This window comes from Streptomyces sp. 351MFTsu5.1 (assembly GCF_000383655.1).
Taxonomy (GTDB): Bacteria; Actinomycetota; Actinomycetes; order Streptomycetales; family Streptomycetaceae; genus Streptomyces; species Streptomyces griseorubiginosus.
Map to the genome: position 1 here is coordinate 420,479 of NZ_KB911782.1, position 24,189 is coordinate 444,667.

At 71.1% G+C, this 24,189-nt stretch carries 15 protein-coding genes; 4 read left to right on the top strand and 11 right to left on the bottom strand.

Features of this window, described 5'->3' with window-relative positions:
• Positions 1-360 precede the first annotated feature (360 nt).
• Complete coding sequence (locus H295_RS0120760; RefSeq protein WP_020137269.1) at positions 361-3,966, top strand: LamG-like jellyroll fold domain-containing protein; 3,606 nt, start codon at positions 361-363, stop codon at positions 3,964-3,966.
• Between the two features lie 37 nt (positions 3,967-4,003).
• On the opposite strand, the gene H295_RS0120765 is transcribed toward H295_RS0120760, so the two are convergent.
• Positions 4,004-5,041 (bottom strand): LacI family DNA-binding transcriptional regulator, encoded by a 1,038-nt coding sequence (locus H295_RS0120765; RefSeq protein ID WP_051135581.1) that lies wholly within the window; start codon positions 5,039-5,041, stop codon positions 4,004-4,006.
• Between the two features lie 205 nt (positions 5,042-5,246).
• Here H295_RS0120765 and purU point away from each other — a divergent pair, with 205 nt between their 5' ends.
• Positions 5,247-6,119, top strand: a complete 873-nt coding sequence (gene purU / locus H295_RS0120770; protein ID WP_020137271.1) for a formyltetrahydrofolate deformylase — start codon at positions 5,247-5,249, stop codon at positions 6,117-6,119.
• 32 nt (positions 6,120-6,151) lie between these two features.
• A complete protein-coding gene (locus H295_RS0120775) occupies positions 6,152-6,943 on the top strand; it encodes an IclR family transcriptional regulator (protein WP_020137272.1) in 792 nt (263 codons plus the stop codon).
• A gap of 7 nt (positions 6,944-6,950) precedes the next feature.
• On the opposite strand, the gene H295_RS0120780 is transcribed toward H295_RS0120775, so the two are convergent.
• From H295_RS0120780 to betA, 9 genes are all read right to left on the bottom strand, one after another.
• On the bottom strand, positions 6,951-7,589 hold the full coding sequence (locus tag H295_RS0120780; RefSeq protein WP_020137273.1) for a sarcosine oxidase subunit gamma: 639 nt from the start codon (positions 7,587-7,589) through the stop codon (positions 6,951-6,953).
• Positions 7,582-10,872, bottom strand: coding sequence for a sarcosine oxidase subunit delta family protein (locus tag H295_RS0120785; protein WP_020137274.1), 3,291 nt, complete (start codon positions 10,870-10,872; stop codon positions 7,582-7,584). The genes H295_RS0120780 and H295_RS0120785 overlap by 8 nt, the downstream gene beginning before the upstream one ends.
• A 23-nt stretch (positions 10,873-10,895) precedes the next feature.
• A complete protein-coding gene (locus H295_RS0120790) occupies positions 10,896-12,128 on the bottom strand; it encodes a sarcosine oxidase subunit beta family protein (protein ID WP_020137275.1) in 1,233 nt (410 codons plus the stop codon).
• A gap of 56 nt (positions 12,129-12,184) precedes the next feature.
• Complete coding sequence (locus H295_RS0120795; protein ID WP_043217659.1) at positions 12,185-14,623, bottom strand: GcvT family protein; 2,439 nt, start codon at positions 14,621-14,623, stop codon at positions 12,185-12,187.
• Positions 14,624-14,804: 181 nt separating this feature from the next.
• Positions 14,805-15,770 carry an ABC transporter substrate-binding protein gene (locus tag H295_RS0120800; protein ID WP_020137277.1) on the bottom strand — a complete coding sequence of 322 codons (966 nt, stop codon included), beginning with the start codon at positions 15,768-15,770 and terminating at the stop codon, positions 14,805-14,807.
• Between the two features lie 13 nt (positions 15,771-15,783).
• The gene (locus H295_RS0120805) at positions 15,784-17,793 is read right to left on the bottom strand and encodes an ABC transporter permease (protein WP_020137278.1); all 2,010 of its coding nucleotides are present in this window, start codon (positions 17,791-17,793) and stop codon (positions 15,784-15,786) included.
• Positions 17,793-18,881 (bottom strand): quaternary amine ABC transporter ATP-binding protein, encoded by a 1,089-nt coding sequence (locus H295_RS0120810; RefSeq protein WP_020137279.1) that lies wholly within the window; start codon positions 18,879-18,881, stop codon positions 17,793-17,795. The genes H295_RS0120805 and H295_RS0120810 overlap by 1 nt, the downstream gene beginning before the upstream one ends.
• Positions 18,882-18,901: 20 nt before the next feature.
• Positions 18,902-20,371, bottom strand: a complete 1,470-nt coding sequence (locus H295_RS0120815; protein ID WP_020137280.1) for an aldehyde dehydrogenase family protein — start codon at positions 20,369-20,371, stop codon at positions 18,902-18,904.
• A 184-nt stretch (positions 20,372-20,555) separates the two neighbouring features.
• On the bottom strand, positions 20,556-22,226 hold the full coding sequence (gene betA, locus H295_RS0120820) for a choline dehydrogenase (protein WP_020137281.1): 1,671 nt from the start codon (positions 22,224-22,226) through the stop codon (positions 20,556-20,558).
• 241 nt (positions 22,227-22,467) lie between these two features.
• On the opposite strand from betA, the gene H295_RS0120825 reads away from it, so the two are divergent.
• Complete coding sequence (locus tag H295_RS0120825; RefSeq protein ID WP_028809575.1) at positions 22,468-22,950, top strand: MarR family winged helix-turn-helix transcriptional regulator; 483 nt, start codon at positions 22,468-22,470, stop codon at positions 22,948-22,950.
• Between the two features lie 34 nt (positions 22,951-22,984).
• On the opposite strand, the gene H295_RS0120830 is transcribed toward H295_RS0120825, so the two are convergent.
• Positions 22,985-24,172, bottom strand: a complete 1,188-nt coding sequence (locus tag H295_RS0120830; RefSeq protein ID WP_020137283.1) for a PP2C family protein-serine/threonine phosphatase — start codon at positions 24,170-24,172, stop codon at positions 22,985-22,987.
• Positions 24,173-24,189: the final 17 nt, after the last annotated feature.

Here is a 24,189-nt window from a genome sequence, read left to right on the forward strand (position 1 = left end):
TTCGCGTGATGTGAACGTAGGAATCGGCCGGGCGTCTGTCAATACCCGGAACAGAACCTCCGGTGACCCACGGGACGTCCGGGAAGAACCCTGTGCCCAAGGGATTGCTGGCCTCAGGACCCGATGCTAGCTTCGCCGAACCGGTTCGACACAGCCGGACCGCAGGGTCCCCCCAGCCCCTCGTACCAGAGCCGCCGCACCCGCCCCGATCCCCCACGACGGAGGCCGTTCCGTCCTTCCGCAGGTCACGCAGCCGAACCGGTCGACGGGGGCGGGCGGACGGAGGACACCTCCCCGACGATTGAGGACGCACTCATGCCATCCGCTGACAGCTCCGCGCGCCGTCGAGCCCCGGCCGCCATGGCGCTGGCCCTCGGCGCGGGCCTGCTGGCCGCACCCGCCGTGCCCGCGCAGGCCGCCGAGCCGCCGGGACCCGTCGCCCGCTACACCTTCGACCAGGACGACCTCACCTCCGGGAAGATCGCCGACACTTCGGGCAACGGCCTGACGGCGAGCCTGGTGAACGGCACCACCGCCCAGTCCGTCGCGGGCGCCGACGGCGGCCGGGCGCTGGCCCTGCCCGGCGGGGCGCCCACCTCCGACGGCGCGTACGTCCGGCTGCCCCGCGAGGTGGTCGGCGACGCCAGCGACCTGACCGTCTCCGCCCGGGTGAAGTGGAGCGGCGACACCGCCCCCTGGCAGCGGATCTTCGACCTGGGCACCGACACCTCCAAGTACCTCTTCAGCACCCCGTACAACGGCAACGGGCTGTTCCAGACCTCCGTGACCACCGGTGGAGGCGGCGGTGAGACCCAGGTCCGCGGCTACGCGCCGCTGCCCGCCGACGGCTGGCGGACGGTCACCGTCACCCTCGACACCACCGCCGGCCGGCTCACCACCTACCTAGACGGGGTGGCGGTGTCCTCCGCCGCGACCGCGATCAAGGCCAAGGACCTGCTGAGCGGTTCGGCGACCGCGGCCGGCTACATAGGCAAGTCCCTCTACCCGGACCCGCTGCTCAAGGGCGCCGTGGACGACTTCGCGGTGTGGCACACCGCGCTCAGCGCCGATCAGGTGGCCGGCCTGGTCGGGACCGTGCCGAACCTCCAGGACCTCTCGGGGACGTCCTTCGACGTCCGGACGACCGACGGAACCGCCCCCTCGCTCCCGGCCGCCGTCCGCGCCTCCTTCTCGGACGGCTACGACCGCGACACGGCGATCGTCTGGGATGCCGTACCGCCCGAGAAGTACGCCCGGCCGGGGACCTTCACGGTGGCCGGGACCGCGGCCGGGCGGGCGGTCAAGGCGACGGTGACCGTGGTCCGCGAGGGCCAGCTCACCGTCGACCTCAGCTCGGACACGGGCGCGTTCCACGGCGGCGCCTCCGGCACCCTGTACGGCGTGTACGGACCGGACGTGCCCACCAACAACCTCATCGAGGGCATGGGCCTGCGCACGGTCTCCACCAAGGCCCAGGACGGGCCGCAGCACCCCGGCGCCGACGCACTGGACGTGGTGAAGCCGCTGGCCGACTCCACCGACGGCGATGTCTACATCTACATGACCGACATCCACCGCGGCTTCCCCTACGAGTGGCCGGGCGACACCCCCGAGCAGAAGGTGAAGCTGTACGAGGAGAAGATCGCCAAGCAGGTCGACCAGGTGCTCCAGCTGCCGAAGCAGTACCAGGACAACATCGTCTTCGTGCCGTTCAACGAGCCCGAGGGCAACATGTTCGGTACCGGGCAGTGGAGTTACAACAGGGTCAGCTGGCTGACCGACCCGGACGACTACTTCGCGGCCTGGGACTCCGCGTACAGGCTCATCAAGGCGAGGATGCCCGCGGCGCGGATCGCCGGGCCCAACACCAGCGTCCTGTACGACCAGGTGAAGGGCTTCCTCACCCACGCCCTGGCCGCCGGCACCCTCCCGGACGTCATCACCTGGCACGAGCTGAGCCACCCGGAGGCGGTGCGCGCGAGCGTGGCCAAGTACCGCGTGTGGGAGAAGGAGTTGTTCAAGGGCACGGCACATGAGGGCACCCAACTCCCCGTCAACATCAACGAGTACGCCTTCAACTACCACACCTCGGTCCCCGGCCAGATGATCCAGTGGGTGTCCGCGATCGAGGAGTCCAAGGTGGACGCCGACATCGCGTACTGGAACATCGACGGCAACCTCTCCGACTCGGCGGTGCAGTCGAACCGGGGCAACGGCCAGTGGTGGCTGCTGAACTCGTACGCCTCGATGAGCGGGCACACCGTCTCGGTGACCCCGCCGTTCCCCGGCCAGAACTACACCATGCAGGGCGTGGCCACCCTGGACGAGAAGAAGAAGCAGGCCCGGCTGCTCTTCGGCGGCTCGAACGGCAAGGGCCACATCACCTTCGCGGGCGTGCCGAAGAAGCTGTTCGGCACGAGCGTGCACGCCTGGGTGCGCGAGATCGAGTGGAGCGGGCAGATCGGCGACAACTCCGGTCCCGAGCTGCTGACCGAGAAGAACCTGAAGGTCGCGGACGACGGCACGGTCACCGTCGACTTCGGCGACGGCTCGCTTCCGGCGCTGAAGGAGTCCTCGGCGTACGAGATCGTCCTGAGCCCGGCCGGTAAGGCGATGAGCACCCAGACCGCGCCGGTGCGCTGGCAGGGCTCCTACGAGGCCGAGGACGCGGCGCACACCGGCTCCGGTTACTCCAAGAACGGTCCCGAGGGCTCGACTTCGGACGTGTCGAAGTTCTACACCTCCGGGGGGTACGACGTGGGCGGGCTGCGCACCGGCTCGGACGTCACGCTCGACTTCCCGGTGGACGTGCCCGAGGACGGCACCTACGACCTGAGCGTCTTCGCCAACTCCCTCAACACCTTCGACAAGGTGAAGGACCAGGGCCCCACCAACGTCTTCCTGCGCGTGGACGGCCAGGCCGCCGGAGAGCAGGAGCTGTACCTGCCGCTCGGCTACAAGTGGGTGGTGTGGGACCACACCGACACCAAGGTGAAGCTCACCAGGGGCAGGCACACCCTGACGCTCGCGGCGAAGAGCCTGGACGGCAAGCGCGTGACGAAGGGTGACGCCATCGTGGACCGGCTCACGCTGTCCCTGCCGGACGCGTCCGCCGAAAGCCGTGTGTACGAGGGCGAGTTGGCGTGGCTGGCCGGTGGGGCGCAGCCGGTGTACGACCTGCCGAAGCGGGCGGCCACCGGCTCGGGCGCGGCCCGGCTGGCGAAGGGGCAGACGGCCACGTTCTGGGTCTACTCCCCCGCCGACCGCGAGGCCACGCTCAGGGTCGACACCCTGGGCGGCGCGGACGGCCACGTCTCGGTGAACGGACACGAGGTGCTGCGCCTGACCAAGGACCGGCGTGCGGTCGCGGTCTCCCTCTCCGGTGGCGTCAACAAGGTGACGGTGACCGGCGGTTCGGCGCCGACGCTCGTCGACCGGCTGACGGTCACCCCGACCGAGGGCGCGTTGCCGGTGCGGACCTACGAGGCACAGGACGCCCGGCTCGCCGGCACCGCTTCCCTCACCTCGCTGTCCCTGGCGACCGACGGTACGGCGATCACCGGTGTCGGCGGCGACCCGGGCAACGGCAACACGGCGACCTTCGACGTCACCGCGGACAAGGCCGGCCTGTACGCGCTGCGGGTGCGCTACTCCAACCCCGAGCAGTCGGAGGCCACCCACTACAACCCGGACCCGCTGGCCCGGCACGCGGACATCTCCGTCAACGGCGGCGCGGCCCGGCGGGTCGGCTTCCCGCACACCTTCCATCAGAACGACTTCTGGGAGCTGACCGTGCCGGTCACTCTCAAGAAGGGACGGAACACGATCTCCTTCCGCTCCGAGGAACTGCCGAACTTCGACGGCACGACCTACGCGTCGGACACCTTCCCCGGGGTGCTCCTGCGCTCCCGGTACGCGCCGCTGATCGACCGGATCGCAGTGGCGCCGTACGCACGGGAGAGGTGACGGCGGCCTTCTGACCCCGGCCCTGGGAGCGGTGCTCTCAGGGCCCGGGCGGCGGTGCCGTCGAGGCGCGCACGACGAGTTCGACCGGAGGTTCGCTCGCCGGGGCGGGCTCGGCGTCCGGTTCCTCGATGGCCCGCACCAGCAGGCGGAGCCCTTCGTGCGCCACGGCGTCGAAGGGCTGACGCACGGTGGTCAGCGGCGGGGTGACGTAGGCGGAGACGGGGGTGTCGTCGAAGCCGACGACACTCACGTCCTCCGGCACCCGCAGGCCCGCTTCCAGCAGTCCGCGGACCAGGCCGATGGCCATGTCGTCGTTGGCGGCGAACACGGCGGTGACCCCGCCCTGGGCGGCGACGGTCCGGGCCGCCGCGTAGCCGGACGCGGCCGACCAGTCGCCCTCGATGACGGCGGGCTGCTCGCGGTCGCGGGCCGCGAGCGCCGTCCGCCAGCCCTGGAGCCGGTCCCGGGCGGCGAACCACCGTTGCGGACCGGCCAGATGATGGACCGTCACATGACCGAGGTCCAGCAGGTGTTCGGTGGCCGCCCGGGCCAGGGACTCGGCGCCGACCCCCACGGCCACGGTCCGCGCCCCGCCGAAGGTCGCGGGCGCCCCGAGGACCAGGACCGGCACGCCCACATCGAGCGACACCGAGCCCTCGTCGATCGGTTCGGACACCACGATGCCGTCCACGCCCTGGGCGAGGAGCGAGTCCACGGCCCCCGCGACGCCCGCCGGATCGCCCTCCAGCGTGTTGACGACCCGGAGGGCGTATCCCGCGTCGCGGGCGGCCCGTTCGATGCCGATGAGCAGGGAGGCGGGGCCGTAGAGGGCGGTGCCGAGGGTGACCACGCCGATCGAGCGGGTGCGCCCCGTGGCCAGGGCGCGGGCCGCGGTGTTCAGCCGGTAGCCGAGTGCCTCCGCGGCTTCCAGCACCCGCGCCCGCACGTCCGCCGAGACATAGCGCTCGCCGTTGAAGACCCGGGAGACCGTCTTCTGCGAGACACCGGCCCGCTGGGCGACGTCCACGGCACGGGGTGCGCCGGGAGTCCCGCCCTGTCCTGCCACTGGCGTCATCACTGTCTCCCGAGGTCCGGTGGCTCAGATCCTAACCGGGGTGCACAGGAGCCCCACGACGGCCGCCGGGCCGACCACCGGTCCGCGGACGCGCCGCATCCACGGGTCTCAGCCCCTGGGCCCCTTGACCGCGGGGCGCCGCTACCGGGAGCATGTTGCGTATCAGTCGCACTGTTGCGTAATGCGCAGCCTTCGGGAGGACTCAGTGGCTCTTCGACCCCAACCCGACCGCGAGTTCGTCCTCACCCTCTCCTGCCCCGACCGCTCCGGACTGGTCCACGCCGTCAGCGGCTTCCTCGTCCGGCACTCCGGCAACATCCAGGAGAGCCAGCAGTTCGACGACCGGCTCCAGGACCGCTTCTTCATGCGCGTCCACTTCGACGTCTCCAACCCGGACACCTCCCTGGAGACGCTGCGCTCCGGTTTCGCCCCGGTCGCCGAGGCGTACCGGATCACCTGGCAGCTGCACAACGCCTCGACGCCGACCCGCACCCTGATCATGGTGTCCAGGTTCGGCCACTGCCTGAACGACCTGCTGTTCCGGTGGCGCACCGGCGCGCTGAACATCGAGGTGCCGGCGATCGTCTCCAACCACCCCGACTTCGCGCCGCTCGCCGAGAGCTACGACATCCCCTTCCACCATGTGCCGGTGACCCCGGATACCAAGCCGGAGGCGGAGGCGCGGCTGCTGGAGCTCGTCGAGCGGCTGGACGTCGACCTGGTGGTCCTCGCCCGCTACATGCAGATCCTCTCCAACGACCTGTGCAAGCAGCTGGAGGGCCGGGCGATCAACATCCACCACTCGTTCCTGCCGAGCTTCAAGGGCGCCCGCCCCTACGTCCAGGCGCACGAGCGGGGCGTCAAGCTGGTCGGGGCCACCGCCCACTACGTCACCCCCGACCTCGACGAGGGGCCCATCATCGAGCAGGACGTGATGCGGGTGAGCCATGCGCAGAGCCCCGAGACCCTGGTCACCCTGGGCCGGGACGTGGAGGCGCAGGTCCTCGCCCGGGCCGTCGAGTGGCACAGCCAGAGCCGGGTCATGATCAACGGCCGGCGCACGGTGGTCTTCCGCTGACCTGTGTTGCCTCTTTCGCATATGGTTCCGCCATGAGCAGCAACGGCACCGAGTCCGCGGGGGCGTCCGGCGGCGGTGTGCAGTCCGTGGACCGGGCTGTCACCGTGCTGGAGATCCTTGCCCAGCGCGGCGAGGCAGGCGTCAGTGAAGTGGCCGACGCGATCGACGTCCACAAGTCCACCGCGTTCCGCCTGCTCGGCGCGCTGGAGGCGCACGGGATGGTCGAGCAGGAGGGCGAGCGCGGGAAGTACCGGCTCGGCTTCGGCATCGTGCGGCTGGCCGGCGCGGTCACCGGCCGCATCGACGTCACCAAGCACGGGCGCGGGATCTGCGAGCGCCTCGCCGACACCCTGGGCGAGACGATGAACATCGCGGTCCTGGAGTCCCACCATGTGATCAACCTCGACCAGGTGCGCGGCCAGTCCGCGATCACCGCGCAGAACTGGGTCGGCCGGCTCACCCCGATGCACTGCACGTCGAGCGGCAAGGTCCTGCTGGCCCACCTCGCCCCCGAGCGGCTGGACGAGCTCGTCGCCGCGGCCGGACTCCCCCGCATGACGGCGCACACCCTGACCTCCCGCAAGAGCCTGGACGCGGAACTGGCCCGGGTCCGCGAGCGCGGCTACGCCATGACCGTGGAGGAGTACGAGGAGGGCCTCAACGCGATGGCCGCGCCCGTGCGTTCCTCGGGCGGCGAGGTCGTCGCCGCCCTGACCGCGTCCGGGCCCGCCTTCCGCCTCACCGAGGAGCGGATGCACGAGCTGGCCCCCCTCCTGATCGAGGGCGCGGACGAACTCAGCCGCCGCCTGGGCCACTTGGGCTGACGCGCCGTCAGGAGATCTGCCGGCGCTCCGTCAAGAGGTCCGGGCCCGTCCACTCCACGGCGGCGTCCACCAGCCAGTCGGCGAGGTAGCCGGCGAAGGACGAACGGACCAGCACCCAGAACCCGGTGCCGGGCTCGTCGCGGGCGACCAGCACCACCTGGGTGCGCCCCAGGGTGGTCTGGGCGCAGCGTCCGGCCCTGAAGGCACGCGGGTGCAGGTCCAGCGCACAGCCGTGGGCCAGCAGGTCCCGGGCCCGGGGTCCCGAGACCAGCAGGGTGGTGCGCTGCGCGGACACGTCCACGACGGACACCGGTTCGTCGCCGCCTGCCTCTCTGATACGGCCCGCCAGGTCCCGCCGCCCGGGCGGTGCCACCACGAGCCACTCGTCGGGTCCCAGCCACAGCGCGGTGAGCTCCCCGGCGCGGACGACGGTGTCGGGCTCCACGGGCAGGGGGAGCCCGAGCGCCAGACCGACCGCGTCGGCCGCCGCGCCCTTGGGGTCGAGGCGCACGTCGAGCTGGGTCAGGAAGGGCAGCTCCGCCAGCCGGACCGCGCCCCGGGAGGCACGGGTGACAGCGGCCAGGCGGTCATATGCCCTCTCCAATGGGCTGCGGAGCGGGGCGGCGGTCGGGGCGGTGTCAGCCATCGCGGCGGGCTCCCTCGGGGTCGTAGAGGACGGGGCTTGCGACGGTCACCGGGACCAGCCGGTCACCGACGGGCGCGTAGAGGCGCTCGCCGACGCGCTCCCGGCCGCCCTTGACGAGGGCGAGGGCGAAGGTCCGGCCGAGAGCCGCGCTGCGGTAGCTGGAGGTGACATGGCCGAGCATCGGGACGGGCGGCGCGGGCAGCACGCTGTCGGCGACCAGCTGGGTGCCCTCGGGCAGGAGGGTGCCCGGCTCCTCGGGGAGCAGGCCGACGAGGTGCTTGCGGTCGGGGCGGGCGGTGTCGGCGCGGGCGTAGGAGCGCTTGCCGATGAAGTCGGGCTTCTTCTTGGACACCGCCCAGCTCATGCCGAGGTCGTGCGGGGTGACGGTGCCGTCGGTGTCCTGGCCGATGATCGGGTAGCCCTTCTCGGCGCGCAGGACGTGCATGGTCTCGGTGCCGTACGGGGTGATGCCGTAGGGGGATCCGGCCTCGTGCAGCGCCTCCCACAGGGTGCGGGCCTGCCATGGCGACACGTTGATCTCGTAGGCGAGTTCTCCGGAGAAGCTGATCCGGCACACGCGCGCGTCGATGCCCGCGACGGGGGTCTCGCGCCAGGCCATGAAGGGGAAGTCGTCGTTGCCGACCGCCAGTTCGGGCGCGAGGGAGCCGAGGACCGCGCGGGACCTCGGCCCGACGAGGGCGACGGTGGCCCACTGTTCGGTGACCGAGGTGCAGTGGACCCTCAGCTCCGGCCACTCGGTCTGGAGCCACTCCTCCATCCAGTCCAGGACTGCCGCCGCGTTGCCGGTGGTCGTGGTGACCAGGAAGCGGTCGGGGGCGAGACGGATGACGGTGCCGTCGTCGAAGACCATGCCGTCCAGCCGGCACATCACGCCGTAGCGGATCATGCCGACCTTCAGGGTGGACATCATGTTGGTGTAGAGCCGGTCCAGCAACACGGCGGCGTCCGGGCCCTGCACGTCGATCTTGCCGAGTGTGGAGGCGTCCATGAAGGCCACGCCCTCGCGGGCGGCGGCGCACTCGCGCAGGACGGCCGCCGTCATGTCCTCGCCGTCGCGCAGGTAGTACCAGGGGCGCTTCCACTGGCCGACGTTCTCGAAGCGGGCGCCGTGCTCGACGTGCCACTCGTGCAGCGCGGTCGTACGGACCGGGTCGTGCAGGGCGCCGCGGTCGCGGCCGGCGAGCGCGGCGAAGGAGACGGGCGTGTACGGGGGCCGGAAGGTCGTGGTGCCGAGCGCGGAGACGTCCACGCCGAGCAGCTCGGCGACGACTCCGCTCGCGAGGACGCCGGAGGTCTTGCCCTGGTCGTTGGCGGTACCGGCCGTGGTGTAGCGCTTGGTGTGCTCCACCGAGCGCATGCCGGCGCCGGTCGCCCGGGCCAGGTCGTCCACGGTGACGTCGCGTTGGAGGTCGACGAATCGGGGGGCGCCCTCGCGGCCCGGAACGCTGAAGACCTGCATGGGCGGGGTCGGCCGGGGCGGTGCGGGCACCTGCGGGAGCACGGGGGTCCGGGCGGTGTAGCCCTCGGCCTCGACCGCGCGGGCTCCGGCGGCGGCACCCTGGGCGAGGATCTCGCGCAGGTCGGAGACGCCGTTCGCGGCGCCCGCGACCTCGACGGCCTGGCGGCAGGAGTCGGGAACGAAGGTGCCGAGCGTCTCGTCGTGGCGCAGGGTGCCGCCCGCCTGGCTGAACAGGTGGGCGACCGGGTTCCAGCCGCCGGAGACGAGGAGCAGGTCGGCGGCGAACTCCCGCTGCCCCGTGGTCGTTTCGTGGGTTGCGTACGGGGCGGCGGTGACGGCGGTGAGGCGCGCCTCGCCCTCGGTGCCGGTGACGGCGTGGCCGGGCAGCACCTCGATGCCGGCCTCGCGGGCGCGGTCGGCCCACTCCCCCGGCTCGGGACGGGTGTCGACGACCGCGGCCACCGCCACGCCGGCCGCGTGCAGGTCCAGCGCCGCCGCGTACGCGCTGTCGTTGGTGGTGAACACCACCGCACGGCGGCCGGGCAGGACGCCGTACCGGTTGAGGTGGGCCCGGGCCGAGGCGGCCAGCATCACTCCGGGGCGGTCGTTGTCGGCGAAGGCCAGGGAGCGTTCGTGGGCGCCGGTGGCGAGGACGACGCGGCGGGCGCGGATGCGGTGGACGCGTTCGCGGGAGACGTGCGCGGGGGCGTCCGCGCCGAGGTGGTTGGTGCGGCGCTCGACGGCGAGGAGGTGATTGTCGTCGTAGTGGCCGAAGACGGTGGTGCGGCGCAGCACGCGGACGTCGGGGGTGGCTTCGAGGAGGGCCGCGGTCGCCGCGGCCCAGTCGAGGTGCTCGGCCGTGCCCAACAGGCTGCCGCCGGGCTCCGGTTGGTCGTCGGCGAGGACGACCCGGGCACCGCTGCCCGCCGCCGCAGCGGCTGCCGCGAGGCCGGCCGGGCCGGCGCCGACGATCAGGACGTCGCAGTGGGTGTGCACGGCGTCGTAGCGGGCGGGGTCGGGGGTGGTGGCGAGGCGGCCCTGGCCGGGGAGGCCGGTGGCGACGAGGCCTTCGTGGAGTTCGACGGTGGTGGCGGGGAGCATCGGTTCGGGGAACGGGGCCTCGATCTGGATCACCGCGTTGGGTTCCTCGACGCCTGCGGAGAAGATGCCTCGGGGGCGGCCGAGTTTGATGCTGGTGCCGGTCTGGATGATGCCGTTGGCGAGGAGGGCGGAGGCGAGGGTGTCGCCCTTGTAGCCCTGGTATGCGGTGCCGTCGAAGGTGAAGGTGAGGGGTTGGTCGCGGGCGATGCGGCCTCGGGTGGGGTGGCGGTAGGGGGTTTCTTCGCCCCCGCCGCCCCTACCCGTCCCGTCCCCAGGGGCTGCCGCCCCTTCGACCCCGCTCGGGGGCTGCGCCCCCGGACCCCCGTCGGCCCGAAAGGCCTCGTCCTCAAACGCCGGACGGGCTGTTGGTGCCGAACGAGGCTGGGAGGTGACCGGAAGAGGGCGCGAAGTCGCCGGAAGCGGCACCGCTGCCTCCGGGCGGCTCTCCCCCACCCGGTACACCGCCAGCACCTCGTTCGTCGCCGTGTTCCTCACCGCGTTGAACCAGCGTCGGCAGCCCGCCGCGTGGCTCCAGCGTTCGGCGAAGGGGCCCTTCGGGTTGGCGCGGAAGAAGAGGTAGCGGGCCCACTCCTCGTCGGTCAGGTCGGCCGGGGCGGGCGGGTAGGGGACGTGGGCCTGGCCGCCGTAGTGGAACTCGGACTCGTCGCGGGGTCCGCACCACGGGCAGGGGATCAGCAGCATGTCGTTCGGCTCCTCGAGGATCCCTAGTGGGCCACCGCGGCGGCGCCGTGCTCGTCGACGAGCGCGCCGGTGGTGAAACGGTCGAGCGTGAAGGGGGCGTTGAGCGGGTGGGGCGTGTCGTGGGCGATCGTGTGGGCGTAGACCCAGCCGACGCCCGGGGTGGCCTTGAAACCGCCGGTCCCCCAGCCGCAGTTGAGGTACAGGTTCTCGACGGGGGTGAGGCCGATGATCGGGGAGGCGTCGGGGCTGACGTCGACGATGCCGCCCCAGGTGCGCAGCACGTGGGCGCGGGCGAAGACCGGGAAGAGCTCCAGGGCGGCCGCCATCTGTTCCTCGATGATGTGGAACGCCCCGCGCTGGGTGTAGGAGTTGTACGAGTCGATGCCCGCCCCCATCACCAGCTCGCCCTTGTGCGCCTGGCTGACGTACACGTGGACGGCGTTGGACATCACGACCGTCGGGTGCACCGGTTCGAGGAGTTCGGAGACCAGGGCCTGCAACGGGTGGCTCTGGAGCGGGAGTTCGATGCCGGCCATGGCCGCGAGGACCGAGGTGTGGCCCGCCGAGCACAGGGCGACCTTGCCCGCGGCGATCGGACCGCGCGCGGTCCGGACACCGGTCACCCGGCCGCCGACCACGTCCAGACCGGTGACCTCACAGTTCTGGATGATGTCGATGCCCGCCGCGTCGGCCGAGCGGGCCAGGCCCCAGGCGACGTGGTCGTGCTTGGCGATGCCGGCGCGGGGCTGGTAGGTGCCGCCGAGGACCGGATAGCGCACGTCCGGAGACACGTTGACGATTGGGCAGACCTCTTTGACGCCGTCCGCGTCGAGCCATTCCGCGTCCACGCCGTTGAGCCGGTTCGCCTCCACGCGGCGCACGCTGTCGCGGACGTCCTGGAGGCTGTGGGCGAGGTTCAGCACGCCCCGCTGGGAGAAGAGGATCGGGTAGTCGAGTTCGTCCGCGAGGCCCTCCCAGAGCTTGAGGGCGTGCTCGTAGATGCCGGCGCTCTCGTCCCAGAGGTAGTTGGAGCGGATGATCGTGGTGTTGCGGGCCATGTTGCCGCCCGCGAGCCAGCCCTTCTCCAGCACGGCCACGTTGGTGATGCCGTGGTTCCTGGCGAGGTAGTGGGCGGTGGCGAGGCCGTGTCCGCCGCCGCCGACGACGATCACGTCGTAGGAGCGCTTGGGCTCGGGTGTGCGCCACAGCCAGTCCGGGTGTTCGGGGAGTTCGGCGCCGGGGGTGCGGGGGCTCATCGGATGTCTCCTGAGGTGCCGGGAGGGTGCGGGGACGGCGTCTCCTGCGGGCCGGGTCAGCCGCGCAGACGGGACATGGCCGGGTCGAACAGGGGCTCCTCGGCGACCACGGCGTCCACGAACCCGTCGAAGTAGCCGATCCGGACCGAGGTGCCGGGGGTCGCGAGGTGCGCCGGGAGCCATGCGTACGCGATGCCCTTGCCGATCGTGTGTCCGAAGGCGGCGCTGGTGACGTAGCCGACCGCGCGCTCACCGTCGTGGACCGGCTCCTTGCCCATGACGACGGCCCGGGGGTCGTCGATGGTCAGGCAGGTCAGCTTCCGCCGTACGTCGGCCGCGCGCCGCTCCAGTGCCGCCTTGCCGATGAAGTCCTCCTTGTCGGCCTTGACGGCGAAGCCGACCCCGGCCTCGTACGGGTCGTGCTCGTAGGTCATGTCGGTGCCGAAGGAGCGGTAGCCCTTCTCCAGGCGGAGGCTGTTGAAGGCGCCCCGGCCGGCCGCGATGCCGCCCAGCGGCTTCGCCGCCCGCCACAGGGTGTCCCAGAGCTTCTGGCCGAGGTCGGCGGTGGTGTACAGCTCCCAGCCGAGTTCGCCGACGTACGACAGCCGCATGGCCGTCACCGGGACGGACCCGATGTGGGCGCGCTTGGCGCGGAAGTACTTCAGGCCCGTGGCCGAGAAGTCCTCGTCGGTGAGCGGCTGGAGGACGTCCCGGGCGAGCGGGCCCCACAGGCCGATGCAGCAGGTGCCGGGGGTGATGTCGCGAACCTGGACGGTGCCGTCGGCGGGGAGGTGGCGGGTGAACCAGTCGAGGTCCAGGTTGCCGTTGGCGCCGACCTGGAAGACGTCGGGGGCGAGCCTCGCGACGGTGATGTCGCTGCGGATGCCGCCGTCGTGGTCGAGGAGGAGGGTGTACGTCACCGAGCCGACGGACTTGGCGACCTTGCCGGTGCACAGCCGCTCCAGGAAGTCGGCGGCGCCCCGTCCGCTGACCTCCAGGCGCTTCAGGGCCGTCATGTCGTACATCGCGACGGTCTCGCGGGTGACCTGGGCCTCGGCGCCGACGATCGGCGACCAGTACCGGGCCGCCCAGTCGTTCGGGGTGACGATCGAACGGCCTTCCACCAGGGGCGCGTTGGCCTCGTACCAGTGCGGCCGCTCCCAGCCGTTCGCCTCCAGGAACACCGCGCCCAGTTCCTGCTGGCGGGTGTGGAAGGGGCTGGTGCGGATCGGGCGCGGGTCGCCGGACGGCTGGAGCGGGTGGAGGATGTCGTAGACCTCGACGAAGTTCTGGCAGTCGCGGGCCAGTACGTACTCCGGGGAGAGCTGGTGCGGTTCGAAGCGGTTGACGTCGCACTCGTGGAGGTCGAAGGAGGAGCAGTGGCCGTCGACCAGCCATTCGGCGACGGCCCGGCCGACACCGGCGGAGTGGGTGACCCAGACGGCCTCCGCGACCCAGAAGCCCTTGACGTCAGGGGACTCGCCGAGCAGGGGCATTCCGTCGGTGGTGAAGGAGAACAGGCCGTTGATGCCCTCGTCGACCTTGGCGTCCTTCGTCGCGGGCAGCAGTGACTGGGTCTCGGTCCAGGCGTCCGCGAAGTCGTCCTCGGTGAACTTCAGGACGGACGGCATCTCCTCGGCCTCGTCGAAGGAGAGGATCTCGTCGGCCGTGATCGGCATGGGGCGGTGACCGTAGTAGCCGATGCCCAGGGTGTCGTGGCGGTCGCGGTAGTAGAGGTCGGCGTCCTGGTGGCGCAGGATCGGGCGGACCGCCTCCTCGGTCTGGCCCGCGAGCGCGGGGACCGGGCCGGTCCAGGCGAGCTGGTGGGCGAGCGGGGTGAGCGGGAGGTTCATGCCCGCCATGCGGGCGATCCTCGGGCCCCAGATGCCGGCGCAGCAGACCACGATCTCGGCTTCCAGGTCGCCCTGGTCGGTGCGGACGCCGGTGACCTCGCCGTCGGTCCGGAGGATGTCCAGGACCTCGTGGCGGGCCAGGAAGGTCACTCCGCGCTCGGTGGCCCGGCGGATCTGTGCCTCGACGGCGAGGACGGCCTTGGCGAGGCCGTCGGTGGGGATGTACAGGCCGGCGAGGACCCGCTCGCGGTTGACCAGCGGGTGCTTCTCGACGCACTCGTCTGCGGTCAGGATCCGTGACTCGACGCCCCAGGCGGTGAGCCAGCCGTGGCGGCGGTGCAGTTCGGTGACGCGCTCCGGGGTGGTGGCCACCTCCAGGCCGCCGACCTGGAGGAAGCAGGGCTGTCCGTCGACGTCGAGGGAGCAGAACTTCTCCACGGTGTAGCGGGCCAGCTCGGTCATCGTCTTGGAGGGGTTGGCCTGGAAGACCAGGCCCGGGGCGTGCGAGGAGGAGCCTCCGGTGGCGGGCAGCGGGCCCTGGTCGACGACGGTCACCTCGGTCCAGCCGCGCGCGGAGAGTTCGTCGGCGAGTGCTGCGCCGACGACGCCCGCTCCGATGATGACCACTCGGGGTCCCGCCATCGCCGCACCTCCGGATAAGTTGCTTTTTACGCAACACGATTCAGGCTGCGCAACTCAATGTGCCCGTCGCGCCGGTGGGTGTCAAGAGGGTCCGTGACCTCGCGGAACCGGCCGGAAAACGGCAGGGCCCGGTGGGCGGCGCGCACCCGCGCGCGCCGCCCACCGGGCCCCCTGGACCGGCCTACTTGAGCCAGGCGTCGACCTTGGCACGGTTGGCGTCGACCCACTTCTTGGCGGCCGCGTCCGGAGTCATCTTGTCCACGGCGATGTACTTGGCCACGACGTTCTGGTCGTCGTTGGTCCAGTTGAACTTCTTCACCAGGTCGTAGGCGGGGCTGCCGGACTTGGCGAACTTGGCGCTGACGATCTTGTCGAGGTCGTAGACCGGGTAGTCGCAGGCCACCTTGGCCGGATCCGCGTCGCAGCCGGTCTTGTAGGCGGGCAGGTCGATCTTGACCAGGGGCACCTCGGACAGGAACCACTGCGGCTCGTAGAAGTAGCCGATCACCCACTGCTTGTTCTTCTCGGCGTTGCGGTACGCCTGGATGAGCGCGGTCTCGCTGCCCGCGTACACCACCTTGAAGTCCAGCTTGAGGTTCTTGACCAGGGCCTCGTCGTTGGTGACGTACGACGGGTCGCCGTCCAGGAGCTGGCCCTTGCCGCCGGACTCCGAGGTCTTGAACTTCGCGGCGTACTTGTTGAGGTTCTTCCAGTCCTTGATGTCCGGGTGGGCCTTGGCCAGCCACGGCGGCACGTACCAGCCGATGATGCCCTTGTTGCCGGTCGAGCCGGCCTCCACGGCGGTCTTCTGCTGGGTGATGTACTTCTTCTTCAGGTCGTCGTGGCCCCAGTTCTCCAGGACGGTGTCCACCTCGCCGGTGCCGAAGCCCTGCCAGGCGATCTCCTCCTTGAGGTCCTTCTTGGTGACCTTGCACTTCAGGTCGTGCTCGGCGACGTACGCGACGACGGCCGCGTCGGCCTCGTAGCCGACCCACGGGTTGACCGCGAGGTTGAAGGTGCCGCACTTGCCCGAGCTGCCCGAACCGCCGGCCTGCGAGGAGTCGCCGACCTTCGCGCCGCCGCAGGCCGTGAGGGTGAGACCGAGGACCGCCAGGCCGGCCGCGCCGGCTCGCCAGTGTCTTGCCATCGTGTGGTGCTCCTTATGCGCTGGTGCGGCGAGCCGCAGCCTGAGTGATCCGGTCGAACATGACGCCGAGCAGGACGATGGCGAGTCCGGCCGCCAGGCCCTTGCCGTACAGCTGTCCCTGCGAGAAGCCGGCCACCACGTCGTAGCCGAGGGCGCCCGCGCCCACGAGGCCGCCGACGACGACCATCGACAGCACGTAGATCAGGCCCTGGTTGGTGGCGAGGGTCAGGGCGCCGCGGGCCATCGGCAGCTGGACCTTGGTGATGAGCTGCCAGGTGTTGCACCCGGTGGAGGTGGCCGCCTCGACGGTGGTCGCGGGCACGGTCCGCACCCCGTCCGCGATGATCTTGATGGCGACCGGGGCCGCGTAGACGATCGCGGCGACGATGGCCGTGAACCGGGTCGCGCCGAACAGGGCGAGGAACGGCACGAGGTAGACGAACGGCGGCATGACCTGGGCCGCGTCGAGGGTGGGCCGCACGAGTCGGTCGACCAGCGCGCTGCGGCCCATCCAGACCCCGAAGACCACGCCGAGCAGCATCACCAGCACGGTGGCCACCAGGGTCGAGGCGAGGGTCGTCATGGCGTCCGACCACAGTCCGGTGGCGACCAGCAGGCCCACGCACACGGCCGTCGTGATCCCGGCCCGCAGGCCGCCGAGGACCACGGCGATCCCGGCCAGGGCGGCACCGACCAGCCACCACGGGGAGTCGGTCAGCAGGGCCTGGAAGGGGTTCAGCAGACCGTTGGTGAGGGCGTCGCGGAAGCCGTTGGTCAGCCCGGACAGGTGGTCCTGCGCCCAGGTGGTCACGTCGTCGGCGGCCTTGGCGATGGTGCTGCCGGTACCGCCGTCGCCGGGGAACTCGGCCGCCCACACATAGGTGTGCGAGAGATAGACGAGGACGGCCGCCACCGCTCCCCCGGCCACGAGAAGGTGCCGACGCCACTTGAGCAGGGGGTTGCCGGACCGTCGGGCCGCCTCCGCGCGTCCGCTCGCCGCGGTGGTGACCCGGTCCAGCACGATCGCCATGACGACGATCGCGAGGCCCGCGTTGAAGGCCGTGCCGACGTCCAGGGACTGGAGGGCCTGGACGACGGTCTTGCCGAGTCCGGGGGCGTCGATCAGGGCGGCGATGGTCACCATGGCGAGGGCGGCCATGATGGTCTGGTTGACGCCCATCACCACGGTCCGCTTGGACATCGGCAGCAGCACCTTGAGCAGCGACTGCCTGCGGGTGGCGCCCATGGACTCGGCCGCCTCGACGGTCGTCGCGGGCACGTTGCGGATGGCGTGCGCGGTGATGCGGATGGCCGGCGGTGCCGCGTAGACGACGGTGGCGATGGTCGCGGAGGCGCCGCCGATGAGGAAGAACAGGGTGAGCGGCGCGAGGTAGACGAAGGTGGGCATCGTCTGCATGAAGTCCAGGAAGGGCGTGACGATCCGGTTGACCCGTTCCGACAGGCCCGCCCACACCCCGAGCGGGATCGCGAACAGCAGCGCCACCAGGACCGCGGAGAGCGTCAGCGCCAGGGTGTCCATGCTCTCCTGCCACAGGCCCTGGAGCCCGAGGAAGGTGAAGCCGGCCACGGCCAGCAGCGCGACCCGCCAGTTGGCCACCGCCCAGGAGACGTAGCCGGCCAGGCCGACCACTCCGAGCCAGCCGATCTGCGGGAGCGGACGGTCGCCGGAGGGCTGGGAGATGAGGTCCTGCACGAAGGTCACCAGGGTGTCGATGACCAGCCGGATCTCGTTGAAGAAGTACAGGAAGAGCGGGTTGGAGTTGCGGTCGGCGCCGATGGAGTCGTTGACGTCGTTGAGCCGGCGGTGCAGATCGGTGAGGTCGGCGGCGGCCAGCGACAGCGTCTGCTTGCCGCGCAGGACGACGAACAGGACGAGCCAGACGACCACGATCCCGGCGATCACCATGGACCGGCTGATCCTGCGCGCGGGGGTGACCGGAGGGGGCGTCGGGGTCTGCCGGCCCTCCCCCGAGGTCTCGGGTTTCTCCATGACGACGGTCATCACGCGTCGCCTTCCTGCCCGGCGACCACCGCGAGGATCTCCTCGTCACCGACGATGCCGAGCAGTTCGCCGTTCTCGACCACCTTGACGGGCTTCTCGGCCGCGAGGACCGCCCGGGTGGCCTCCTTGACGACGACGTCCGGACCCAACTCGGGCCCGTCCAGCGGGTCTTCGGGGGTCACCGGGCGCATGATCCAGCGCAGGGTCAGCACGTCGCCGCGCGCCACGTCCTTCACGAAGTCGCGGACGTAGTCGTCGGCGGGGGCGCCGACGAGTTCGTCGCCGGTGCCGCACTGGACCATCTTGCCGTCGCGCATGATGAGGATGCGGTCGCCGAGCTTGAGCGCCTCGGAGAGGTCGTGGGTGATGAACACCATGGTCTTGCCGACCTCGTGGTGCAGCCGGACGACCTCGCTCTGCATGTCACGGCGGATCAGGGGGTCGAGCGCGGAGAACGGCTCGTCGAAGAGCAGGACGTCCGGGTCGCCGGCCAACGCCCTTGCCAGGCCCACGCGTTGCTGCATGCCGCCGGAGAGCTGGTCGGGGTAGGAGTTCTCGTAGCCGGCCAGACCCACGAGTTCGACGACCTCCAGCGCCCGCCGGGTCCGCTCGGTCCTTCCCATGCCGCGGATCTCGAGACCGAACGCCACGTTGTCGACGACGCGGCGGTGGGGCAGCAGACCGAAGTGCTGGAAGACCATGGAGAACTTGCTGCGCCGCAGTTCGCGCAGCCGCTTCTCGTCGGCGTCCCGGATGTCCTCGCCCTCGAAGACGATCTCGCCGGCGGTGGGCTCGATCAGCCGGGTCAGACAGCGCACAAGGGTGGACTTGCCGGAGCCGGACAGCCCCATGACGACGAAGACCTCGCCGGGCGCCACCTCGAAGTTCACGTCCCGCACGGCGGCGGTGCAGCCCGTGCGCTCCATGAGTTCGCGGCGGGTGAGACCGCACAGCTCCTCGGAGTCCGGCACCCGCTCGGCCTTCGGCCCGAACACCTTCCACAGCCCGCGCACGGAGATCACCGGTGTGGGAGCCGCGTCCTCGGGGGTGCCGCGCCGCGGCGGCACCTCGGTCTTGGTGGGGGTCATGGTCGACCTCTTCTCGGCGTTCAGCCGCGGAACCAGTGCTGCGGCCGGGGTTGGATGTTCTGCCAGACGTGCTTGGTCTCGCGGTACTCGTCGAGGCCGGTCGGTCCCAGTTCCCGGCCCACACCGGAGTGCCCGAAGCCACCCCATTCCGCCTGCGGCACATAGGGGTGGTAGTCGTTGATCCACACGGTGCCGTGCCGCAGCCGCCGGGCGACCCGCTGGGCCTTCCCCGCGTCCTGGGTCCACACGGCTCCGGCGAGGCCGTACTCGGTGTCGTTGGCGATGCGGACGGCGTCGTCCTCGTCGGTGAAGCGCTCCACGGTGAGGACGGGCCCGAAGGACTCCTCGTGGACCACCCGCATGTCCTGGGTGCACTCGTCGAGGACGGTGGGCGGGTAGTAGTGGCCGTCGGCGAGGGCCGGGTCGGTGGGGCGTGCGCCGCCGCAGCGCAGGACGGCGCCCTCCGCCAGACCGGCCGCCACGTACGCCTCGACCTTCGCCAGGTGCTGCGCGGAGATCAGCGCCCCGGTCTCGGCCTCGGGGTCGAAGGGCCCGCCGAGGCGGATCAGCCGGGCCCGCCGGACCACCTCGTCGACGAAGCGGTCGTGCAGCGAGTCCTCGACGATGAGCCTGGCACCGGCCGAGCAGACCTGGCCGGAGTGCAGGAAGACGGCCGTGAGCGCGAAGTCCACGGCCGTCTCGAAGTCGGCGTCGGCGAAGACGACGTTGGGGTTCTTGCCGCCGAGTTCCAGGGCGACCTTCTTCACCGTCGCGGCCGCCGTCGCCATGATCCGCCGGCCGGTCTCCAGGCCGCCGGTGAAGGAGACCATGTCGACGCGCGGGTCCTCGGAGAGCGGCGCGCCCACCTCGGGTCCGGCGCCGAGGACGAGGTTGGCCACCCCGGCCGGCAGTCCGGCCTCGGCCAGCGCCCTGATGAGCAGGATCGAGGTGGAGGGGGTCAGCTCGCTGGGCTTGAGGACGATGGTGTTTCCGGCCACCAGGGCCGGGGCGACCTTCCAACTCGCTTGCAGGAGAGGGTAGTTCCAGGGTGTGATCAGTGCGCACACACCGACCGGCTCGTGGACCACCCGGCTGACGGCGTCGGCCCGACCGGTGTCGATCACGCGGCCGGCGTCGGTGCCGCCGAGGCCGCCGTAGTAGCGGAGACAGGAGACGACGTCGGCGATGTCGTACTCGCTCTCCACCAGTCGCTTGCCGGTGTCGAGGGACTCGGCGCGGGCGAACTCCTTGGCATCGCGCTCGACCAGGTCGGCGGTGCGCAGCAGCAGGGCGCCGCGCTCACGCTCGGGGGTGTGCGGCCAGGGTCCCTCGTCGAAGGCCCGGCGGGCGGCGGCGACGGCCGCCTCGGTGTCGGCGCGGGTGCCCTCGGAGACGGTCGCGGAGAGCGTGCCGTCGGCGGGACATCGGATCTCCCGGCGGCCCGCGGCCACCGGCTCCCGCCATTCACCGTCCACATACAGGTCTGCCACGTCGGGAGCCCTTCGAGCGATTTCGTTGCGCATCGCGCACCGCATTGCTTGTGGTGGAACACTCTGGAGAATGCGTGAACCCACGTCAAGGGGTTGGCGGATGACGGTTTAAGCACGCGGACGCCGTGCGGCCGGGCGGCCGACGGCCGGTTTCCGCGACAAGCGTCCGCGCGCAAATTCCGTGTTACCCGGCCTGCGTGCGCGCGTCGCGATGGCGGTAGTACACCGCCTTGGAGGGCGCGAGCGGCTCCTTGCCGAGGATGAGGTCGGCCGCCTTCTCGGCGATCATCATCACCGGCGCGTAGATGTTGCCGTTGGTGACGTACGGCATCACGGAGGCGTCGACGACCCGCAGCCCCTCGACGCCGTGCACGCGCATGCTGGCGGGGTCCACGACGGCCATCTCGTCGGTGCCCATCTTGCAGGTGCAGGAGGGGTGCAGGGCGGTCTCGCCGTCCTTGGCGACCCAGGCGAGGATCTCCTCGTCGGTCTCCACGGAGGGGCCCGGTGAGATCTCCCCGGCGTTGAAGGGGGCCAGCGCGGGCTGGTTGAGCAGTTTGCGGGCGACCCGGATCGCCTCGACCCACTCACGCCGGTCCTGTTCGGTGGACAGGTAGTTGAAGCGCAGCGCCGGGTGCTCCTGCGGATCCCTGCTCCTGATCTTCACCGAGCCCAGGGCGTCGGAGTACATGGGGCCCACGTGCACCTGGTAGCCGTGTCCGCCGGCGGGCACCGAGCCGTCGTAGCGGACCGCGATCGGCAGGAAGTGGAACATCAGGTTGGGGTAGTCCACGTCGTCGTTGCTGCGCGCGAAGCCGCCCGCCTCGAAGTGGTTGGTCGCGGCGGGGCCCCTGCGGAAGAGCCATTGCAGGCCGATGAAGGGGGCGCGCCACTTCGCGAGGTACGGCTGCATGGAGACGGGCTGCTTGCAGGCGTACTGGATGTAGACCTCCAGGTGGTCCTGGAGGTTCTCGCCGACGCCGGGCAGGTCGTGGACGACGTCGATGCCGAGCGCGCGCAGTTCCTCGGCGTTGCCGACGCCGGACAGCTGGAGCAACTGGGGCGAGTTGATGGCTCCGCCGCAGAGGATGACCTCCTTGGCGCGGACCTGCTGGAGCGCGCCCTTTCCGCGCCGGTACTCGACGCCGACGGCCTTCTTGCCCTCGAACAGGACGCGGGTGACGAGGGCGCGGGTGGTGACGGTGAGGTTGGGACGCTTCCTGACGGGTTTCAGGTAGGCCTTGGAGGCGGAGAGCCGGCGACCGCGGTGGACGTTGCGGTCGAACTTGGCGAAGCCCTCCTGCCGATAGCCGTTGACGTCGTCGGTGGGCGCGTACCCGGCCTCCTCGGTGGCCTTCTGGAAGGCGGTGAACAGCGGGTTGGTGGCCGGCCCGCGCTCCAGCACGAGGGGGCCGTCATGGCCGCGGAACTCGTCGTCGGGGTCGGCCGCGAGACAGTTCTCCATGCGCTTGAAGTACGGCAGACAGTGCGCGTAGTCCCAGGTCTCCATGCCCGGATCGGCGGCCCAGCGCTCGTAGTCCATGGGGTTGCCGCGCTGGAAGATCATGCCGTTGATGCTGCTGGAGCCGCCCAGCACCTTGCCGCGGGCGTGGTAGACGCGGCGGCCCCCCATGTGCGGCTCGGGCTCGGACTCGTACTTCCAGTCGTAGAAGCGGCTGCCGATGGGGTAGGTCAGCGCCGCGGGCATGTGGATGAAGACGTCCCACGGATAGTCGGGCCGTCCGGCCTCCAGGACCAGCACCTGGTTGTCCGGGTCGGCGGACAGGCGGTTGGCCAGCGCGCTGCCGGCCGATCCACCACCGACGATGACGAAGTCGTACTGCTGAGGAGCCATGGTCCCTCGTCTCGCTCGCGCCGTAGATATGCGCGGCATGCTAATACGAGTATCGCTATGCGCACCAGGTTGCGACCGACGCAACCTGGCGGGGAGATTCAGGACGAAAACACGTTTCCCGTTCGGCCGGACTTCCTACGATGGTCCGGGCTCGGAGTGCTTGCTCGACGATGCTTCGGGTACCGCGTTTGAATGAGGGTTGCATCTGTATGGGCAGGCGATTACTGAAAGCGATGTGTTCGTGACGCGTCTCAGTGGCTCCGGGGACGACCAGGCAAGGGGGTCGGCCGAGGATCCCATGGCCCTCGCGCGGGCGATCTCCGACGCCGTGGACCGCCTCGCGAACCTCTGGTCCGTCGCCGCTCAGGGCGCCCGCCTCCGCTTGTCGCCGCACCAGTTGCGGGCCCTTCAGATCCTGGAGGCGACGCCCGGACTCAACCTCACCGCACTGTCGGAGAGCATGGACATAGGCCTGCCGACCGCGAGCCGGCTCTGCGACCGGCTCGAGGCGGCCGGGCTGCTGGAGCGGACGCTGCACCCGCAGAAGCGGCGCGAGGTGCGGCTGAGCCTCACCGGTCCCGGCCTCCAGGTGCTCGACGAGGTGAGCACCCGCCGGTCACAGGCGCTCGCCTCGGTCCTCTCGGAGATGACCCCGGCCGAACGCGCAGCTCTTCACAGAGGCCTCCAGGGATTCCGGGCGGCACAGGACACGCCCGAGCCCTGAGGAGCCGCCCGAAGGGGTCCGCCCGGGGCTCCGGTCAGGCGGTACGGCCGTGCCAGTCCAGGCAGATGACGGCCGCGTCGGCCGGGAGCTCCCTGGAGCCGTGGTGCTCGATCAGGCCGGACACGACCGCGCGTGCCGTCTCGTACGCCGGGGTCGACCGGGTCGTGCCGAGAATCCTGCTCAGGGCCCGCTCGCCGAAGAGGTCGCCGGTCGCCGAGCGGCTGCCGTGCACACCGGAGCTGACCACGATGAGCCGGTCGCCGGGCTCGACGTGGAAGGTCTGCTCGTCGTAGAGCGTCTCCTCGAACATCCCGAGCGGCAACTGCGCGTCCAGCTCCACGCGTTCGACGCGCTCGCCCCGCTGCCGGAACAGCTGCGGGGAGCCCGCGTCGACGGCCCGTACGAGGCCGGTGGCGAGATGGAACTCCAGCAGCAGGGTGGAGGCGTACACCTTGCCGCCGTACTGGGCGAAGACCGCCTGGTCGGCGAGACAGGCCTGATCGGCGAGGCCTATGCCGGCCCGGCGGGCGTTGCGCAGGGCGCCCACCGTCAGGCTGGTCAGCAGGGCGGCGTTGATGCCCTCGCCCATGCCGTCGGTGACGGACAGGACGAGATGGTCGGCGCTGGTGGACCAGTCGAAGTTGTCCCCGCCGATGGAGTAGGCGGGTTCGAGATGGGCGCCGATGGCGTACTCCTCGCGCGCGCACCCGCGGCCGGGCAGCAACTGCCACTGCATCTCGGCGGCCAGCGTGAGCCGACGGGTGCGACGGGCCTGGAGGTAGAGGTCGGTGTCGCGGCCGGCGGTGGTGACCTCATGGCCGAGCGCCGTCGCGAAGTCCCCGAGGAGCAGGACGGTCTCGGGGGCCGCGGCGCCCGCGGGCAGCCGTACGGACAGCACGCCGAGGCGGTCCCCGCGCACGGTGATGGGCAGGTGCACCAGGTGGCCGGCCGGGTCGCTCAGGTCCTCGACCACCGGGCTCTGACGGGTGAAGGCGCTGCCCGCCGGGCCTTCGTGGGCGGACACCGGCTCCTCGGTGTGCGGCAGATGGGAGACCGGCTGGAGCACGGCCAGTCCGTAGTCGGCCAGCAGGAGCGTCACGTCCTGGGCGCCGGCCCGCTCGGCCAGCAGACGGCGGGCGGTGGCGACCAGCGCGTGCGGAGGGGCCGCGCGCAGCTGGGCTTCCATGGACGGAAGCGACTCGAAGGCGTTCACGACATCCACCCTTTCACCATGTCTCC

Excerpts from the sequence above, each read along its gene's own strand:
- H295_RS0120780 (WP_020137273.1), bottom strand. The coding sequence starts at position 7,589 with ATGGCTGACACCGCCCCGACCGCCGCCCCGCTCCGCAGCCCATTGGAG.
- H295_RS0120785 (WP_020137274.1), bottom strand. The coding sequence starts at position 10,872 with ATGCTGCTGATCCCCTGCCCGTGGTGCGGACCCCGCGACGAGTCCGAG.
- betA (WP_020137281.1), bottom strand. The coding sequence starts at position 22,226 with ATGGCTCCTCAGCAGTACGACTTCGTCATCGTCGGTGGTGGATCGGCC.
- H295_RS0120810 (WP_020137279.1), bottom strand. The coding sequence starts at position 18,881 with ATGACCCCCACCAAGACCGAGGTGCCGCCGCGGCGCGGCACCCCCGAG.
- H295_RS0120795 (WP_043217659.1), bottom strand. The coding sequence starts at position 14,623 with ATGGCGGGACCCCGAGTGGTCATCATCGGAGCGGGCGTCGTCGGCGCA.
- H295_RS0120800 (WP_020137277.1), bottom strand. The coding sequence starts at position 15,770 with ATGGCAAGACACTGGCGAGCCGGCGCGGCCGGCCTGGCGGTCCTCGGT.
- H295_RS0120790 (WP_020137275.1), bottom strand. The coding sequence starts at position 12,128 with ATGAGCCCCCGCACCCCCGGCGCCGAACTCCCCGAACACCCGGACTGG.
- H295_RS0120760 (WP_020137269.1), top strand. The coding sequence starts at position 361 with ATGGCGCTGGCCCTCGGCGCGGGCCTGCTGGCCGCACCCGCCGTGCCC.
- H295_RS0120765 (WP_051135581.1), bottom strand. The coding sequence starts at position 5,041 with ATGACGCCAGTGGCAGGACAGGGCGGGACTCCCGGCGCACCCCGTGCC.
- H295_RS0120805 (WP_020137278.1), bottom strand. The coding sequence starts at position 17,793 with ATGACCGTCGTCATGGAGAAACCCGAGACCTCGGGGGAGGGCCGGCAG.
- H295_RS0120775 (WP_020137272.1), top strand. The coding sequence starts at position 6,152 with ATGAGCAGCAACGGCACCGAGTCCGCGGGGGCGTCCGGCGGCGGTGTG.